The organism is Curvibacter lanceolatus ATCC 14669 (assembly GCF_000381265.1).
In the GTDB taxonomy this organism is placed as follows: domain Bacteria; phylum Pseudomonadota; class Gammaproteobacteria; order Burkholderiales; family Burkholderiaceae_C; genus Curvibacter; species Curvibacter lanceolatus.
Window position 1 is genome coordinate 69,647 of the sequence record NZ_KB906263.1, and the last position, 16,429, is coordinate 86,075.

Annotated in this window: 14 protein-coding genes; 5 read left to right on the forward strand and 9 right to left on the reverse strand. The window is 65.0% G+C overall.

Annotation, left to right across the window (positions count from 1 at the left end; translation table 11 throughout):
* Nucleotides 1-33 precede the first annotated feature (33 nt).
* Together F624_RS0118915 and F624_RS0118920 are read left to right on the forward strand one after the other, a co-directional pair.
* The gene (locus tag F624_RS0118915) at nt 34-852 is read left to right on the forward strand and encodes a beta-keto acid cleavage family enzyme (protein WP_019575911.1); all 819 of its coding nucleotides are present in this window, start codon (nt 34-36) and stop codon (nt 850-852) included.
* A 38-nt stretch (nt 853-890) separates the two neighbouring features.
* Nucleotides 891-1,895, forward strand: a complete 1,005-nt coding sequence (locus tag F624_RS0118920) for a Bug family tripartite tricarboxylate transporter substrate binding protein (RefSeq protein WP_019575912.1) — start codon at nt 891-893, stop codon at nt 1,893-1,895.
* A gap of 24 nt (nt 1,896-1,919) precedes the next feature.
* On the opposite strand, the gene F624_RS0118925 is transcribed toward F624_RS0118920, so the two are convergent.
* From F624_RS0118925 to F624_RS0118935, 3 genes are all read right to left on the reverse strand, one after another.
* Nucleotides 1,920-2,192 (reverse strand): Txe/YoeB family addiction module toxin, encoded by a 273-nt coding sequence (locus F624_RS0118925; protein WP_031255547.1) that lies wholly within the window; start codon nt 2,190-2,192, stop codon nt 1,920-1,922.
* A complete protein-coding gene (locus F624_RS0118930; protein WP_019575914.1) occupies nt 2,185-2,466 on the reverse strand; it encodes a type II toxin-antitoxin system Phd/YefM family antitoxin in 282 nt (93 codons plus the stop codon). The genes F624_RS0118925 and F624_RS0118930 overlap by 8 nt, the downstream gene beginning before the upstream one ends.
* A gap of 142 nt (nt 2,467-2,608) precedes the next feature.
* On the reverse strand, nt 2,609-3,472 hold the full coding sequence (locus tag F624_RS0118935) for a fumarylacetoacetate hydrolase family protein (RefSeq protein WP_019575915.1): 864 nt from the start codon (nt 3,470-3,472) through the stop codon (nt 2,609-2,611).
* Nucleotides 3,473-3,656: 184 nt separating this feature from the next.
* Here F624_RS0118935 and F624_RS0118940 point away from each other — a divergent pair, with 184 nt between their 5' ends.
* Entirely contained in the window at nt 3,657-4,256 is a 600-nt protein-coding gene (locus tag F624_RS0118940; protein ID WP_031255549.1) for a hypothetical protein, read from the forward strand.
* A gap of 28 nt (nt 4,257-4,284) precedes the next feature.
* Here F624_RS0118940 and slmA read toward each other — a convergent pair whose 3' ends face one another.
* Genes slmA through argB form a run of 4 tightly spaced genes read right to left on the reverse strand, consistent with a single transcriptional unit; the run spans nt 4,285 to nt 8,089 of the window.
* On the reverse strand, nt 4,285-4,971 hold the full coding sequence (slmA, locus tag F624_RS0118945; RefSeq protein ID WP_019575917.1) for a nucleoid occlusion factor SlmA: 687 nt from the start codon (nt 4,969-4,971) through the stop codon (nt 4,285-4,287).
* A 52-nt stretch (nt 4,972-5,023) separates the two neighbouring features.
* Nucleotides 5,024-6,451 carry a sensor histidine kinase gene (locus F624_RS0118950; RefSeq protein WP_019575918.1) on the reverse strand — a complete coding sequence of 476 codons (1,428 nt, stop codon included), beginning with the start codon at nt 6,449-6,451 and terminating at the stop codon, nt 5,024-5,026.
* Nucleotides 6,452-6,456: 5 nt separating this feature from the next.
* On the reverse strand, nt 6,457-7,161 hold the full coding sequence (locus F624_RS0118955) for a response regulator transcription factor (RefSeq protein WP_019575919.1): 705 nt from the start codon (nt 7,159-7,161) through the stop codon (nt 6,457-6,459).
* Nucleotides 7,162-7,198: 37 nt separating this feature from the next.
* Nucleotides 7,199-8,089: an acetylglutamate kinase gene (gene argB / locus F624_RS0118960; RefSeq protein WP_019575920.1), complete on the reverse strand. Its 891-nt coding sequence runs from the start codon at nt 8,087-8,089 to the stop codon at nt 7,199-7,201.
* Between the two features lie 192 nt (nt 8,090-8,281).
* On the opposite strand from argB, the gene F624_RS33540 reads away from it, so the two are divergent.
* Nucleotides 8,282-10,660, forward strand: coding sequence for a tetratricopeptide repeat protein (locus tag F624_RS33540; RefSeq protein WP_019575921.1), 2,379 nt, complete (start codon nt 8,282-8,284; stop codon nt 10,658-10,660).
* A gap of 46 nt (nt 10,661-10,706) precedes the next feature.
* Here F624_RS33540 and F624_RS0118970 read toward each other — a convergent pair whose 3' ends face one another.
* Entirely contained in the window at nt 10,707-11,810 is a 1,104-nt protein-coding gene (locus F624_RS0118970) for an MraY family glycosyltransferase (protein ID WP_019575922.1), read from the reverse strand.
* 70 nt (nt 11,811-11,880) lie between these two features.
* A complete protein-coding gene (locus tag F624_RS0118975) occupies nt 11,881-12,615 on the reverse strand; it encodes a SapC family protein (RefSeq protein ID WP_019575923.1) in 735 nt (244 codons plus the stop codon).
* A 139-nt stretch (nt 12,616-12,754) separates the two neighbouring features.
* On the opposite strand from F624_RS0118975, the gene F624_RS0118980 reads away from it, so the two are divergent.
* On the forward strand, nt 12,755-16,399 hold the full coding sequence (locus tag F624_RS0118980; RefSeq protein WP_084679564.1) for a methyltransferase domain-containing protein: 3,645 nt from the start codon (nt 12,755-12,757) through the stop codon (nt 16,397-16,399).
* Nucleotides 16,400-16,429 lie beyond the last annotated feature (30 nt).

A 16,429-nucleotide genomic window follows, 5' to 3' on the forward strand; every position in this document is an offset into this window, starting at 1 on the left:
ACAGCGCCCTCACGGCCCCCATCGGAGAACCCCATGCCCAGCACCCCGCTGATCATCACCTCGGCCCCCAACGGCGCCTACAAACTGCACAGCGACCACCCCGCCGTGCCGCTGACCCCTTCAGCCCTGGCCCTCACGGCACGCCAATGCCTGGACGCGGGTGCGGCCATGCTGCACCTGCACATCCGCGACGCCCAGGGCCACCACAGCCTGGATGTGGAAGGCTACCGTGATGCGCTGAGCGCGGTGCGGGCCGCCGTGGGCGACCAGATGGTGCTGCAAGTGACCAGCGAAGCCGCCCGCGTCTACCACGCCCCGGCGCAGATCGCCATGGTGCGTGAGTTGCGCCCCGAGGCCGTGTCGGTGGGCCTGCGCGAGGTCGATCAAGCCGAGATCGGTGAGCCGGGCCTGGCCGACTTCTTCGGCTGGCTGGCCCGCGAGCGGGTGATGACCCAGGTGATCCTGTACGACAGTGCCGACCTGCAGCGCTGGCAATCGCTGCGCGAGCGCGGCGCGGTGCCCGAGGCGCCCTGGTTCCTGCTGTTTGTGCTGGGGCGCTACACCGCGGGGCAGACCTCCAGCCCGCTGGACCTGGTGCCCTTTGTGCACGCCCACACGGGCCCCGAGCCCTGGGCCGTGTGCGCCTTTGGCAGCACCGAACACGCCTGCGTGACCGCCGCCGCCGCCCTGGGCGGGCATGTGCGGGTGGGCTTCGAGAACAACCTGCAGCTCAAGGATGGCAGCCGGGCGCCGCACAACGCGGCCCTGGTGGCCCAGGCGGCCGAAGCCGCTGCCAGCCTGGGCCGCCCCCTGGCCACGGCACGCCACATCCGCGAGCGCTTTGCCGGCTGAAGCGCCAGGCCCGAAAAAACACAACAGGAGACAACACCATGCAACGCCGTTCCGTCACCCACGCCCTGGCCAGTCTGGCCCTGAGCTCGCTTGCCACCCTGGGCACGCTGTGCAGCCCGCTGGCCCAGGCCGAAGAGACCTGGCCCAGCAAATCGATCCGCTTTGTGGTGCCCTACCCGCCGGGCGGCCCCACCGACCTGATGGCACGCCTGCTGCAGGGCGAAATGCAGACCCGCCTGGGCGTGTCGGTGATCGTCGACAACAAGAGCGGCGCGGGCGGCAACCTGGGCAGCGCCGAGGTGGCCAAGCAGGCGCCCGCCGACGGCTACACCCTGCTGTTGGCGGCCAGCGGCCCCATGGCGGTCAACCCGACGCTGTACCGCAACATGCCCTTCAACCCGCTGACCGACCTGGCGCCGGTGATCCAGTTGTCGGCCTTTCCGCTGGTGCTCGAGGTCAACCCCAAGACGGGCATCAAATCAGTCAAGGAGTTGATTGCCGCGCTCAAGAGCAAACGCGCCGCCGAACTGGCCTTTGCTTCGGCCGGCAATGGCACGCCCCAGCACCTGGCGGGCGAGTTGTTCAACACCCAGATCGACACCAAGATGCCGCACATCCCCTACCGCGGTGCGGGCCCGGCCTTGAACGACCTGCTGGGCGGCCAGGTGAACGTGATGTTCGACATCCTGGGCAGCTCGCTGCCCTACATCCAGTCGGGCAAGCTCACCGCACTGGCCGTCACCACCGCCAAACGCGTGCCCACCCTGCCCGATGTGCCCACCATGGCCGAAGCCGGTCTGCCGGGCTACGAGATGACCGGCTGGCACGGTGTGGCCGTGCGCGCCGGCACGCCCCCGGCCGTGATCGACAAGCTCAACAGCACCTTGAACGCCATCTTCAGCCAGCCCGAATTCCGCAAGAAGTGGGAGGCCATCGGCACGCCCGTGGTGGCGGGCAGCGCGACGCAGTTTGGCGAGCTGATCAAAAAGGACTCGGTGCGCCTGGGCAAGCTGGTGAAGGATTCGGGGGCGACGGTGGATTGAGTGCTTCCACGTGTGGGTATGGGCTCAACCGTAGTGGTAACGGCCCTGCAAAAACTCAATGCGATCTGCCTTGACCAAGTAAACGCATCGGTGCTCCTGGGTGATGCGGCGCGACCAGACATTGGGGCCCAGGTACTTCAGCGGTTCGGGTTTGCCGATACCCTCGAAAGGATTTTTCAGAACGGCCTTGATCAACTCAAGCAAGCGCCTGGCCGTTCTGCGATCCGTTTCGATCCAGTGTTGAAGATCTTCCAGAAACTCAGGGTGGCACACCGCCAGCCGCTTTGTTTCAGGCATCCAGGTTCACCCGACGCTCCAGTTCGGACAGGTCGGTCGGCAGCACGCCCCCCGAGTGGGCACGGGAAAGGGCCGTCAACAAACGCTGTGCGTTGTGTGGCGAACGCAACAGATGCGCAGTTTCGATCAGGCTTTGCAGTTCGTCCGCTGCAATCATGGCGACATCCCCCCCAGAACGACGTCGCACCATGATCACCTCTCGGTCTGCCACGGCCCGATCCATCAAGGTTTTGAGCTGTTCACGGGCCTGGCTGTAGGTGGTTTCAATGCTCATTGATATCTCTCCAACTTGTACTCACTTATTGTACAAATTCTCGAGATTTTCAACTCCCGGGTATGCCGACCACGCCGACCTTCGGTCGGCAAGCCAAGGCCCGCAGCCGTGCACACCGGGGCTTTGAAGCTGGGAGAGGGCTTTAAAACTTGAAGGCCACCACCTCTTGGCGCTGCTCGCCCAGGCCGCTGATGCCCAGGGTCATGACATCGCCCTTTTTCAGGAACACCGGTGCTGGCTGGCCATCTTTCTTGATGCCCATGCCCACGCCCGGTGGCGTGCCGGTGGTAATGATGTCGCCCGGCTCCAGGGTCACGAACTGGCTCAGGTAGCTGATGATCTTGGCCACGCTGAAGATCATGGTCTTGGTGCTGCCGCTTTGCATGCGCTGGCCGTTCAGGTCCAGCCACAGGTCCAGGCGCTGCGGGTTGGGCACTTCGTCGCGCGTCACCAGCCAGGGGCCGACGGGGCCGAAGGTGTCGCAACCCTTGCCCTTGTCCCAGGTGCCGCCACGCTCGATCTGGAATTCGCGCTCGCTCACATCGTTCACCAGCACATAGCCGGCCACGTGGTTCAGAGCCTCTTTTTGCGAGACATGGCGTGCCTGCTTGCCGATCACCACGCCCAGTTCCACCTCCCAATCGGTCTTCTTCGAGCCCTTGGGCAGCATCACCGGATCGTTGGGGCCTTGCAGACAGCTGATGGCCTTGGTAAACACCACGGGCTCCTTGGGCACCGGCAGCCCGGCCTCGGCGGCGTGGTCGGCGTAGTTCAAGCCGATGGCGATGAATTTACGCACGCCGGCCACCGGGGTGCCGAAACGAGGCTTGCCGCGCACCAGCGGCAGCTTGTCGACCTTGACCTTGCCGAGCTTGGCCAGGGCAGCGTCGCTGAGCTGCTCCGGGCCCAGATCCTTGATCACGCTGCTCAGGTCGCGCAACTTGCCTTCGGCGTCAATCAGGCCCGGCTTTTCCTTGCCGGGGTTGCCGTAGCGTACGAGTTTCATGGTGTCCTTTCAAAAAATACCCAAGCCGCCAATACGACGGTTCAGTGTCATTATCGATAACGGCCCCCAACCGTGTCAGGGGGTGTTGGCTCGTGCGGTGCCGAGCTGGGCGGTAGACTTCCATGTCACCCAGACTGAAACCTCGCGCGCTCCACCGGGTGCGTGACCACCTCGCCTCTGCACCATGATTTCCGGACCCCGCAACGCATCTCCCCTCCTGCTCTTCACGGCGCTGACCGTGCTGACGGGCATCACCAGCGCTGCCCAGGCGCAACCAGCCTGCCCGAGCGCCGGCGAAGCCGCCAAGGTGACCTTGACCAACCCGTCCTTCAGCGAGACCGAGGACGGGCGCATCAAGGGCTGGAAAGCCATCGAGCATCGGGTCAGTGGCAACTACGCCTTTGAACGCGACACCAAGATCTTTCTCTCAGCCCCCAGCAGCGCACAGATCCGCCAGGTGAGCCCGGAGGACTTCGGGGTGCTGAAACAGGAAACATTGATCCCGGCCTGCTGGAAAGGCAAGCTGGCCAAGTTGTCGGGTTACCTGCGCACGGACAAGGCCATGGGGGGTGGCGGTGCACTGGTGCTGCACGTCACGGACGGCAGCAATATCCTGAAGTGGAACCACATGAATGATGCCCGCGTGAAGGGCACGCAGGACTGGAAGCGCTACACCATCGAACTCAGGATTCCGGACAACGGCTACATGCTCGAGGCCGCCGTGATGCTGGAAGACGATGGCGCCCTGTGGGTCGATGACCTGACCCTTGAAATCGCCCCTTGAAGCGGCCTCAGCCAGGGGGCCGGCCACTTCAAGCCAGCAGCAACTCCAAAGCGCCCTCCAACTGCTCCGACGGCAGTCGCTTGAAGCCCGTGCGCGCATAGCGCTGCAAACGCCCCTGGATGAAGGCCGTCAACACCGCGGCCTGGGCCTGCGAGCGCACCGAGGGCTTGGCCGAACCGGTGGCCTCGGCCTGCGGGCGCAGGCATTGGCGAAAGGTCAGTTCCAGCCGCTCAAAAAACTGGTTCATGCGCTGCTGCAGGCGTTCGTGCTCCAACACCAGCGCATCACCGCACATCACACGCACCATGCCCGGGTTTTTCTCGGCAAACTGCACCAGCAGGTAGATCACCCGGGTGGCTTGGCGGTGGCCCAGCGTGGCGGGGTCGGGGTTGGCGCTGGCTTCGCGCTCGATCATCTGCTTGGACAGCGAAAACACGGTCTGCTCGATGAAATCGATCAGGCCTTCAAACATCTGCGCCTTGCTGGCGAAGTGGCGGTACAGCGCCGCCTCACTGACCCCGATGCGGGCCGCCAGTGCGGCCGTGGTGATGCGCTCAGCGCCTGGCTGCTCCAGCATGCTGGCCAGGGTCTGCAGGATTTGCACACGGCGCTCACCGGGGCGGGGCCGCTTGCGGACCGCAGGGGCGTCGGCCTCGCTGCTGACCGGAGGGGCATCGGTTTCAGGTGCGGCGGGGAGTTCGTGCGGTTCAGACATCGGCATGGAAGAAGGGCTCGAATGATTCTCGCACACCGGCCCTTCGCTTCGCCTAGGCGGTCTGCTCCGGCAGCACCAGCCTGACCAGCAAACCGCACTGCCCCGGGCCGCTCAACAGCTCCAGGCTGCTGTGGTGCACGCGGGCGATTTCATGAGCGATGGCCAGGCCCAGCCCACTGCCCTCGCCCTGGGTGCCCGGCACGCGGTAAAACCGCTCAGTGACCCGGTTGCGTTCGGCCGGTGCAATGCCTGGCCCATCGTCTTCCACGGCCAGGTAAGGCAACGACGAATCGCCCACCACCAACAGGCCGCAGCGGATGGTCACGCTGCCACCGCGCGGGGTGTAACGGATGGCGTTGTCGATCAGGTTGCCCAGCAACTCGCGCAGCAGCCACTCATGCCCGGTGGTGTGGGCCGGCTGGGCCGCCAGGCCCAGGTCCAGGCCGCGTGCGGTGGCGGCGTCCAGATGGGCCTCCAGCAGCGATTCGCACAAGGCCAGCAGGTCGACCCGCTGCATGGGTTGTGCCTCCATGGCTCGCGCATCGGCGCGCGACAGCGCCAGCAACTGGTTGGCCAGTTGGGAGGTGCGCCGCGTGGCCTGGCGCAGTTTGTCGAGTTGCTCGGCATTCAGGGTGATGCTGGCCGGCGCCGTGTCGGCCCCCGACACGCCCAGACGCAGTCGTTGCCGGGTCTGCAGCACCTGGGCCCAGGCCTCAACCTGCGCCTGCAGGCCAGCCAAAGGGGTGCGCAACTGGTGCGCGGCATCGGCAATGAAACGGCGCTGGCTGGCCGACTGCGCATTCACCAGATCGAACAGCCGGTTGAGCGAGGCCACCAAGGGGCGCACCTCGGCCGGCGAGGCCTCCACGTCGATGGCGCTCAGGTCTTGCGGCGAGCGCTTGCTGACGGCCTCGGTGAGTTCGGTCAGGGGCCGCAAGGCGCGGCCCACGGCCCAGCTCACGGCCAGCGCCGCTGCCACCATCAGCACGCCATTGGGCAGCAGCACGCGCAGCAAGGTGCTGAGCCACTGCTGGCGCGGGTCCGAGCCATCGGCCAATTGCACGATCAGGTCGCCGGCCCGGGTGTGCACCCGCTGCGAGACGATGCGGTAGGTGACGCCTTCGTACTCGGTGCTGTGGAACTCGGGCTCGGCCGTGGCCACGGTGGCACCGGGCAACCAAAGGTCACCGTGCAGCAGGTGGCCTTCGAGGTCGTTGACACTGTAGCCCGCCAGCCCGGCACGGCCCTTGAGAAAATCTTCCACCGGGGGTGCCAGCAGCAGCACAGGCGGATCCCCGGCCTGCACGCCCGGCGCCAGCACCGAGTCGGCCAGCAGGGGCACATAGCGCAGCAGTTGCCGGTCATGTTGCACGGCGGCGCTGTCGGCCGAGCGGTAATCCACCCAGACGTTGACCAGGCCCAGCACAAACAGCGGCCCCAGCAGCAGCACCAGCAGCCGGTTGCGCAAGCCCGAGGCCATGGGGCTCAGCCCTCCTGCTGTTCGAGGCGGTAGCCAAAGCCCCGGATCGAACGCAGCGCCAAGCCATGCGGCTCCAGCTTGCTGCGCAGGCGCGAGATGTAGACCTCGACCGCATTGGGCGTGATCTCTTTGTCCCAGCCGGTCAAGGCGGCCAGCAGCTTGTCTTTGCTGGCCGGCTTGGGGGCATTGATGAGCAGGTACTCCATCACCGTCCACTCCCGCGGCCCCAGGTCGATCACCTGCTGCCGGGCCTGGCCGTCGACCACCGCACGCACGGTGGCGCGGCGGCTGGCGGTGTCCATTTCAAGCGGGCCAAAGCTCAGCACCGCCGAGGTGGCGGCCTGCGAACGGCGCAGCAGTGCGCGCAGGCGAGCCAGCAACTCAGGCAGTTCAAAGGGCTTGACCATGTAGTCGTCAGCGCCCAGGTCCAACCCCTGCACGCGGTCTTGCAAGGCGTCACGGGCGGTCAGGATCAGCACAGGCATGGTGCGGCTGGCCACATCGGACAGGCGCAGGCGCCGCGTCAGGTCCAGCCCACTCATGCCGGGCAAACCGATGTCGATGATGGCAGCATCGAAGGTCTCGGCGCGCAGCACCTCTTCGGCCCGCTCGCCACTGCCCACCCAGTCGACGGCATAGCCGGCGTCTGTCAGGCCCAGCTTGATGCCGCTGGCTACCATCACATCGTCTTCGACCAACAGCAGCCTCATGGCGATGCCATCCTCATCAGCGTGGATGTGGCGCGGCTCAATGCGAGCGGATCATGGTGCCGTAGGCCTGATCGGTCAGGATTTCGAGCAGCATGGCGTGTGGCACACGGCCGTCGATGATGTGCACTGCATTCACGCCGCTCTTGGCGGCGTCCAGCGCCCCGGCGATCTTGGGCAGCATGCCGCCCGAGATGGTGCCGTCGGCAAACAGCTCGTCGATGCGCTTGGCCGTCAGGTCGGTCAGCAATTGGCCGGCCTTGTCGAGCACGCCCGGGGTGTTGGTCAGCAGCACCAGCTTTTCGGCCTTGAGCACCGTGGCCAGCTTGCTGGCCACCACGTCGGCATTGATGTTGTAGCTTTCGTTGTCCTCGCCAAAACCGATCGGGCTGATGACGGGGATGAAGGCATCGTCCTGCAGGGCCTTGACCACGCTGGGGTCGATCGAGACGATGTCGCCCACCTGGCCCACGTCGTACTCTTTGCTCGGGTCCTGGTTGTCGACCATCTTGAGCTTCTGCGCGCGGATCATGCCGCCATCGCGCCCGGTCAGGCCCACGGCCTTGCCGCCTGCCTGGTTGATCAGGCCCACGATGTCTTGCTGCACCTCGCCGGCCAGCACCCATTCGACCACTTCCATGGTCTCGGCATCGGTCACGCGCATGCCCTGCACAAACTCACCCTTCTTGCCCAGGCGGTTCAGGGCCGTCTCAATCTGCGGGCCGCCGCCGTGCACCACCACCGGGTTCATGCCGACCAGCTTGAGCAGCACCACGTCTTCAGCAAAGTCGGCCTGCAGGGCCGGGTCGGTCATGGCGTTGCCACCGTACTTGATGACCAGCGTCTTGCCGTGGAACTTGCGGATGTAGGGCAGCGCCTGGGCCAGGATCTCGGCCTTGTCGCGCGGGGCAATGGATTGGAGTTCGGTCATGGTCTGAACTGGAAGTGTGGAGGTTGGGCCCAACAGGCCTCAACGGGGTGGCGAAAACAAGGCCAGTCGGTGCCGATGCACCCTGACAAGCCGGAATTGTGCCGCAAGCGACACGACTCCAGCATGTCAGCAACGCCGATAATGGCGGCCTTGCGCCTGCGGGCGCCTTGCAGACCCATTTCAGCCCAGCCCATGGAACTCTTCAATCAGGCCATTTCACTTCACCAACAGGGGCGCCTGCCCGAGGCCCGCCAGCGCTACGAGCAATGGCGCCGGATGAACCCGGCCGACATCAATGCCCTGCAACTGCTGTCGGTGTGCCTGGCCCAGATGGGTGAACTGCCCCAGGCCTTGCAGATGCTGGACCAGGCGATCGCACTGGCGCCCCAACAGCCAGCCTTTCACAACAACCGCGCGAACATGCTGCGCCTGCTGGGACGCCTGCCGGAGGCGCTGCAAAGCTGCACCCGGGCCATTCAGCTCAAACCCGACTACGCCGAGGCCTACAACAACCGCGGCAATGTGCAGCAGGAACTGAAGCTGACCGATCTGGCTTTGAAGGACTATGCGGAAGCGATCCGATTGAACCCCGGCTATGTGGAGGCGTTGTACAACGCGGCCGTGGCTCGTCAGAGCCTGCAGCAGCATACCCAGGCCATCGCCATGCTGCAGAAAGTGCTGCAACTGAATCCGGGCCTGCCCCAGGCTCTGGCACGCCTGGCCGTCTCATTCGGTCACCTGCGCCAGTACGATCAGGCCAAGCAGGCACTGGATCAGGCCCTCCAGGCCGATCCACAGCAGGCCGAGTTTCTGCTGATTGCGGCCACCATGGCCACCGAGTGCGGGCACTACGAAGAGGCCATTGCCTACAGCGAGCGAGCACTGGTGCAGTCTGCCAACCAGAGCGCCGCCCTTGCCAAGCTGGCATACGCCCATCATGTGCTGCGCAATCGTGTGAAGGCCCAGCACTACGCGGAAAAGGCGCTGCAGGCCGATCCGTACAACACCGAGGCACTGCTGGTGCAGGGGCACCGCAGCGCGAACGACGGCGACCGCAATGCAGCGCTGGCTTACTACCTGCGGGCCGTGAGCCACGACCCGCACTCGGGGCCCGCCCATTTGTTCGCAGGGCAGATGCTGCTGTCTTTGAAGCGGCTGGAAGAAGCCAGTCTCATGCTGGAAAAGGCGCGGCGGCTGGCACCGGAACAGAGCAATCTGCTGGGCACGCTGATCGAGGTCAAGCTCATGCAATCCGATTGGGACGACCTGGACCGCCTGCGCACCGAACTCGAACAGTCACTTCATCAGGCCCATATCGACACCCAGCCCCTGACGCTGTGCAAGGTTCTGGACGACCCGGCACTGCTTCGACAAGGGGCCGAAAAATGGGGACTGGCGACGAATCAGAGGGATTTGCCCAAGCCCAAATTTGCGCGGCGGGATCCTCGACGCAACAAGATCCGGGTGGCCTACTTCTCGGCCGACTTCGGCGAACACCCGGTGTCCCTGCTCATGCTGGAAACGCTGGAGAAGCACGACCGTGAGCGGTTCGAACTGTTTGCCTTCGCGATCGGACCCGCCCACAACGACGACATCAACCGCCGGGTGCGCATGTGTTTTGACCGCTACCTGGAGGTCCACGACAAGGCCGATGCCGACGTGGCAGACATGGCCCGACAGATCGGCATCGACATCGCCATCGACTTGACGGGGTACACGCTGAACAACCGGACCGGCATATTTGCCCATCGTGCGGCACCGGTCCAGGTCAACTATCTGGGGTTCCCGGGCACGCTGGGTGCACCATTCATGGACTACCTCATCGCCGATCTCCGAGTGATTCCAGAGGAATGGCAATCGGCCTATACAGAGCAGATTGCCTACCTTCCTGATCAGTTCATGCCCAATGACACGCGACGCGCCATCCATCCGCAGGCCCCAACCCGTGCCAGCCAGCAGTTGCCGGAGGACGTATTTGTGTTCTGCGGATTCAACAACCTCAGCAAGCTCACGCCCGACGTGTTCGATAGCTGGATGCGCATCTTGAAGGCCTGTCCCGGTTCGGTGCTGTGGCTGCAAGGTGCAAGCGAACAAGCGGCCAAGCTGCGCGGTCTGGCGCAGGCCCGAGGAATCGCCGGCGAACGCCTGGTCTTTGCGTCACGCGTACCGACCCAGGCAGAGCATTTGGCCCGATACGCCCTCGCCGACCTGTTCCTGGACACCGCCCCCTACAACGCCCATGCGACGGCCATGGATGCCCTGTGGGCCGGGCTTCCCCTGCTCACCTGCATGGGTCGGAGCTTCGCCAGCAGGGTCGCGGGCAGTCTGCTCACCGCCGCAGGCCTGCCCGAATTGGCATGCCAGGACCGTGCCGAATTTGAACGCCTGGCCATCGAGATCGCGAGCACTCCGGGCCGCGCGCAAGCACTCAAGGCGCAACTGGTCGATCAGCGAGCCCAGGCCCCCCTGTTCGACAACGCGCGTTTCACGCACAACCTCGAACGCCTGTACGAGCGCATGTACGAACGGCATTTGCAAAGCCTGCCGCCAGCCACACTTCTGCCGGAATGAAGAGGGCCGCGCGACTGGGCGGCGGCGGCGCCCGCGGCCGACCCCCTCAGTGGCGCAGCCAATTCGGAATCTTGAAGCGTACGATGGCCAGGTAAGCCAGCACGTAACAGACGGCAAACAGCACGCAGCACAGGATCAACGCCAGTGACGATTTCCAGAACAGCACGGCGGGCAGCACCGACATGGCCGTGAAGCCCCAGAGATAGGGCGAGGTCCGGTTGTTCCTGATCAGCAATTGACGTGCGCGCCCGTCATGGAACACGCCACGCACCAGACGGCGGAAAATCAACTGATGGAAATGCAGGGCATCGGCCAAGCCTGGCGAACGGCCCCGAGCGGCCTTGCGGTAGATGGAAAACACCGTCTCCCACACGGGATAGATGAGCAACAGGGGCGGGAACCAGGGCGACACCTGCGGGTTGCGTTGCACCAGCAGAACGGCCCCGAGCGCGATGACCACACCCCAGAGGTAAGCCCCTCCGTCTCCCGCAAAGATCAATCCGCGCGGGTAGTTCCAGACCAGAAACCCGGCGGTGGCACCCGCCAGGGCCATCATCAGGGCCGCCACCGCCCGGTCCCCCACTTGCAACGCCACATGGGCCATCGCCAACGCAATCAGCATAGCCACCATGCCGGCCAATCCGTTGTAACCGTCAATGATGTTGAAGGCGTGGGGGAGACCCGTCAGTGCCAGCACCGCCAGAGCCACCCCGACCCAGGGCCAGGCCCGCAAGCCGGCGTCAAACCAGGCGATGTCCAGCCGATGGATGGACAGCCCCAGGGCCCAGCAGAGCAAGCTGCCCGACGCCAACGTGGCCAGCAAGCGAGCGCTGACGGAAATACGCTGCGTCAAATCCTCCAGCACACCCACCGTCAAGGCGGGCCCGATGGCCAGCGAACACAGAAGAACCGTCTTGGTTGACAGGTGGAGGTTCAGTTTGAGCAGGGGCCCATCCAGCAGGGTCCCCAGCAGCCAGGCAGACATGACCCCCACCCCAACGGCAACCCCTCCCAGACGGGATACCTCGCCCTCGTGAAAGCGCTGGGGTTTGTCGGGGGCATAGGGCTGTTCGGGCATGCCAAGGCGGCGCACGAGCCAGCCCCCCGCAATCAAGGCCAGAACGAAGGCCAGGGACGTCAGGAGAACCATGGACGATCAGGCCTCGCAGCCGCGGCCATTGATCAACGAGCGGGAACGACAGAGGTCGAGCAACAAGGCCTCAGGCATCAGGCGCCGCTGTCAGGGCGCGCAAACGGGCCTGCTCGCGTTCGGCGGCCTGCAAACGTCCGAATTGTTCGCGCGAGAAATACTGGGCGTAGGCCACCATGGCAGCCCCTTCGGCATGCAACGAGGCCAAGGTCTTGGGCGGCAGTGCGCCGAAGCGGACGTCGTCGAGGCGGTACAAGCCTTCGACCGGAGTGACGACCCCGTTGTGGCTGGAAGTGAGTTCCCAGGGCACCAGCAGCTTGGCTGCGACCAGCGCATCAATCGCACGCCAGGTCTGGACTTTGCTGCTGTCGTACTCCACCAGGAAGTTCATGGCACGCTGGGTTTCCGCGCTGGGCTGGCCCGAGGCGTCAAAGAACGGCGCACCCTGCCCGGCTTCCACGATGTGGTCGCCCTCTTCCGTGGTGCACATGACCAAGTGATCGGTACCTTGAGGCCGGGCCAGCGCGAAGGGGTAGCCGCGCATCGAGGCCGGAATGTACTGCCCGAGCCACTGGCCCTGGGGGCCCACCAGCAGGTTGGTGTTCGGTATCAGCGAAGTCACCGCCATCAATTGCCAACGGCCACCGAACTCCACAAAAGCCAACGGCAGATGGGCCACAGCCTTGGACAGTTCTGCCGCAACCACCGGGATGATGTTCAAGCCGGCAGCATAAAGATAGTTGCCTGGATGCTTCCAGGACTTGCCTGCGAATGCGTCCGCGGTGACGGCTTTCAATACCTGCATGGATACCCTTTGAATTGAGTGAAGTGCGCGGCCCTGGCCGGCATCTGTGATCGAAGAATGTCGAATTCTAATTCGGCGCCACCCCGGCATCGGTGGCACCCACCACAGAGGGCCGTGGCAGGGCGAGATAATCAGCCCCATGCATACCCAAGTCACCCCATTGCACGTCTACCAACGCACCCTGCCCCCCGACACACAACACTCGCTGGGCTTGCTGGCCAGTTGGATCCCGGCTGGTGCACGGGTGCTGGACCTGGGCTGTGGTGCTGGCGGGCTGGGACAGTTGCTGCGTGCGCACGGTATCGAGCTGATCGATGGCCTGACCTACAACCCCGCAGAAGCCGAGGTCGCGCGCCCCTGGTACCGGCGGGTCGAGGTCGTCGACCTGGAGACCTGCGACCTGGCCACGCTGCTGGGCGGCCAGCGTTACGACGCGATTGTCTGCGCGGATGTCCTTGAGCACCTGCGGGCGCCAGAGAAACTGCTCGACCAATGCCGCCACTGCCTCGCGCCCAGGGGACAGTTGCTGGCCTCGATCCCGAATGCGGGCCACGCCGGGCTGATCGGCGAATTGCTCGATGGCCGACTCACCTACCGCGAAGAGGGGTTGTTGGACCGCACCCACCTGCGCTTCTTCACGCGTCGCAGTTGGCTTGGTTTTCTGGCCGAGCACGGCTGGGGCGCAACCCGGCTGGAGAGCATCTACAAGGAAGTACCGCTGACCGAGTTCCGGCTGGCCTTCGATCTGCTTCCCCCGGCCGTGGCCCAGTACCTGTGCGCCCTGCCCGATGGACAGGCCTACCAGTTCATCACCGCCTGCGTACCTGACGTGCCGCATCGGCTGACCTCCGGCCCTTCGGCCGGCCCCACAGCGCCAAGCTTTGGCAGCACCCTTTACTGGGACCTCGGAACCGGCTTCCAGGAAGGTCAGAAAGCGCTGCGTACCGGGGTGATCGGACAGGTCTTCCAGACGCTGACATACCCGCTGCCACAGGATCCAGCGCTTTGCGGGCTGCGCCTGGACCCGTCGGACCGGCCGGGCTTCATGCGCTGGCACCGAATTGAATTGCAGGATGCACAGGGCCAGCCCGTCTGGGTCGCCGATTGCCAGCAGAGCGGCCTGGCCTCGCTGGATGCATGCACGCGTCACCAGATCGCGTTGAGCCCGGCCATTTCGGAGCACTCAGGACTGCTGTCCGTGCTCGAGGGAGATGATCCCTGGCTGGAACTGCCCCGGGACCTGCCCTGGCACCGGCTCGCAGGCGGAAGCTTGCGGGTGAGCCTGGGCTGGCCAGCTTCCAACGACTACCTCGCACTGCTGGAACATCTGCAGGCCTTGCAACCGACCCAGGTGGAAATGGCACGCATGCGCCAGGCCTGGGCCAAGGACCTCAGCAGGACGCGAACCCTGGAGCAACAGTTGGCGGCGATCGAGCACGAATGGCAGCATGAGCGGACGCAGGCCATTGAGCGCCATGAACGGCTGCAGTTGTTGCAGGCCTCTCTGCAACAGGCAGAGCAGGCCCTTGAACTGGCCCGCCTGGCTGCACACCCTGCGAGTGAATCACGGGTGTGGGGGCTACTGCGGCGGGTGTGGCGGTGCCTGCGAAAGGCCCAAGCGAAAGCGCGTTCAACGGCCTTGCCTGCCCCCGCTTCCGGACACGCGCCCTCATTGCCCGGTGTCCAAGCAAGCCGGACAGAGGCTGAGCCGGCGAGGGTGGCAACTGACGCAGCCCCGTCAGCACCCGGTCCGGTGGCGGACGCGGCCGCCCCCATGATCGACATCATCGTCCCGGTCTACCGAGGACTGGAGGATACCCGTCTGTGCCTGCTGTCCGTGCTGGCCCACCCCCAGCACAGCCCCTATCGCCTGATCGTCATCAACGACGCCAGCCCGGAGCCTGCGCTCACGGCCTGGCTGCGCGAATGGCAGGCCGAGCATCCCCATGTGATCCTGCTGGAAAACTCAGAAAACCTGGGCTTTGTGGCCACCGTCAACCGAGGCATGGCCTGCAGCGACAGCCATGACGTGTTGCTGCTCAACAGCGACACGGAAGTTGCCAACGACTGGCTGGACCGCCTGCGCCGTGCGGCGTACAGCGCTGTGCAGATCGCGTCGGTGACACCATTCTCGAACAACGCCACGATCTGCAGTTACCCGCGCTTCTGCGAAGGCAATGCGCTGCCCGAAGGGTTGGACACGCCCCACCTGGACCGACTGTTCGCCCATCTGAATGCCGGCCTGAGTGTCGACATCCCCACGGCAATCGGCTTTTGCATGTACATCCGGCGCGATGCGTTGCGGGTCGTCGGCGAGTTCGATGTAGCCCATTTCGGCAAAGGGTATGGCGAGGAGAACGACTTCTGTTGTCGCGCCACCCAGGCCGGCTGGCGCCATCTGCATGCCCTGGACACCTTCGTACTGCATCGGGGTGGCGTGAGCTTCGGAGACAGCAAGAACGAAAGAGAACGAGCGGCACTGCGCACCCTGATTCGCCTGCACCCGGGCTACGAGCAGGATGTGCAGCGTTTCGTCGCCAGCGACCCGGCCCGACCGGCCCGGCAACGCGTCGACCGGGCACGGCTTCTCGCCACGGGCAGACCCAAGGTGCTGGCCGTCAGCCACAATGGCGCCGGTGGCACGCTGCAGCACATCCAGGAACTGGCCACGCTTCTGGCCCAACAGGCCGACTTTCTGCTGCTGCAACCCTTCGAGGGCGGACGGGTGACGCTGCGCTGCGTGAACCCCGCCGAGGGCTTTCTTGAAGCGTTCCAGATGCCGGACGATGCGGCGCGCCTGCGCGATGAGTTGCGGCAGTTGGGCGTCGTCCATGTGCACTTCCACCATCTCATGGACCACGGGGGCGACGTTCTGAATCTGCCCAGAGACTTGCAGGTCAGCGCAGACTTCACGGCCCATGATTTCTACCCCCTCTGCCCCCAGTTGTCCCTGGTGGACGCGAATGGCCGCTACTGCGGCGAACAAGGCCTTGACCAGTGCCAGCGCTGCCTGGTCGAACGCCCGGCGCCTGACCGGAAGTCCATCGAACAATGGCACCGTGACCACCGCCACATCCTGATGCAGATGCGCTTCATCCTGGCCCCCAGCCAGGACACGGCGCGTCGGCTGCAATCTTTTGTTCCGGAAGCCAGCTTGCGGCTGGCCCCTCATACAGACCTGCCTGCAGGGACCCTGCTGCCGTCTCCCCAACCCCCTGTGCAGGCCCCTGGACGGCGGTTGAAAGTGGCCGTGATCGGCGCACTGAGTGTGCTGAAAGGCGCCGATCTGCTCGAACAAGTGGCGTTGCTGGCGGCGCGCGAAGCGGCTGAGATCGACTTCCACCTGCTGGGGCATGCGTACCGTGACCTGTGCACTCAGCCGCAAGCCCATCTGACCGTGCACGGCCGCTATCAAGGCAACGACCTGCCCGCCTTGCTGGCCTGGCTGCAGCCCGACTTGGTCTGGTTTCCGGTGCAAGCGCCAGAAACCTACAGCTACACCTTGAGTGCCTGCCTGCGCGCGGGGCTGCCCGTGGCAGCGCCCGCTCTGGGCGCGTTCCCCGCACGGTTGGCGGGGCGTCCCTGGACATGGATACAACCCTGGGACTCCTCCAGCTTGGATTGGCTCCGATTCTTCCAGGATGTCCGGGATCAACATTTCGCGACAGGTATCGGCCCAACTTTGCCCGCACCCGAGTGGCGTCTGACCCGGGCCCTCCCCTGGCCAGATTTCGACTATCTGACAGAGTACCTGCCCCGCGCCGTGCCACAGGAAGGCGGCTGAACCATGCCTGGTCGGCTCGTGCTTCTCTTA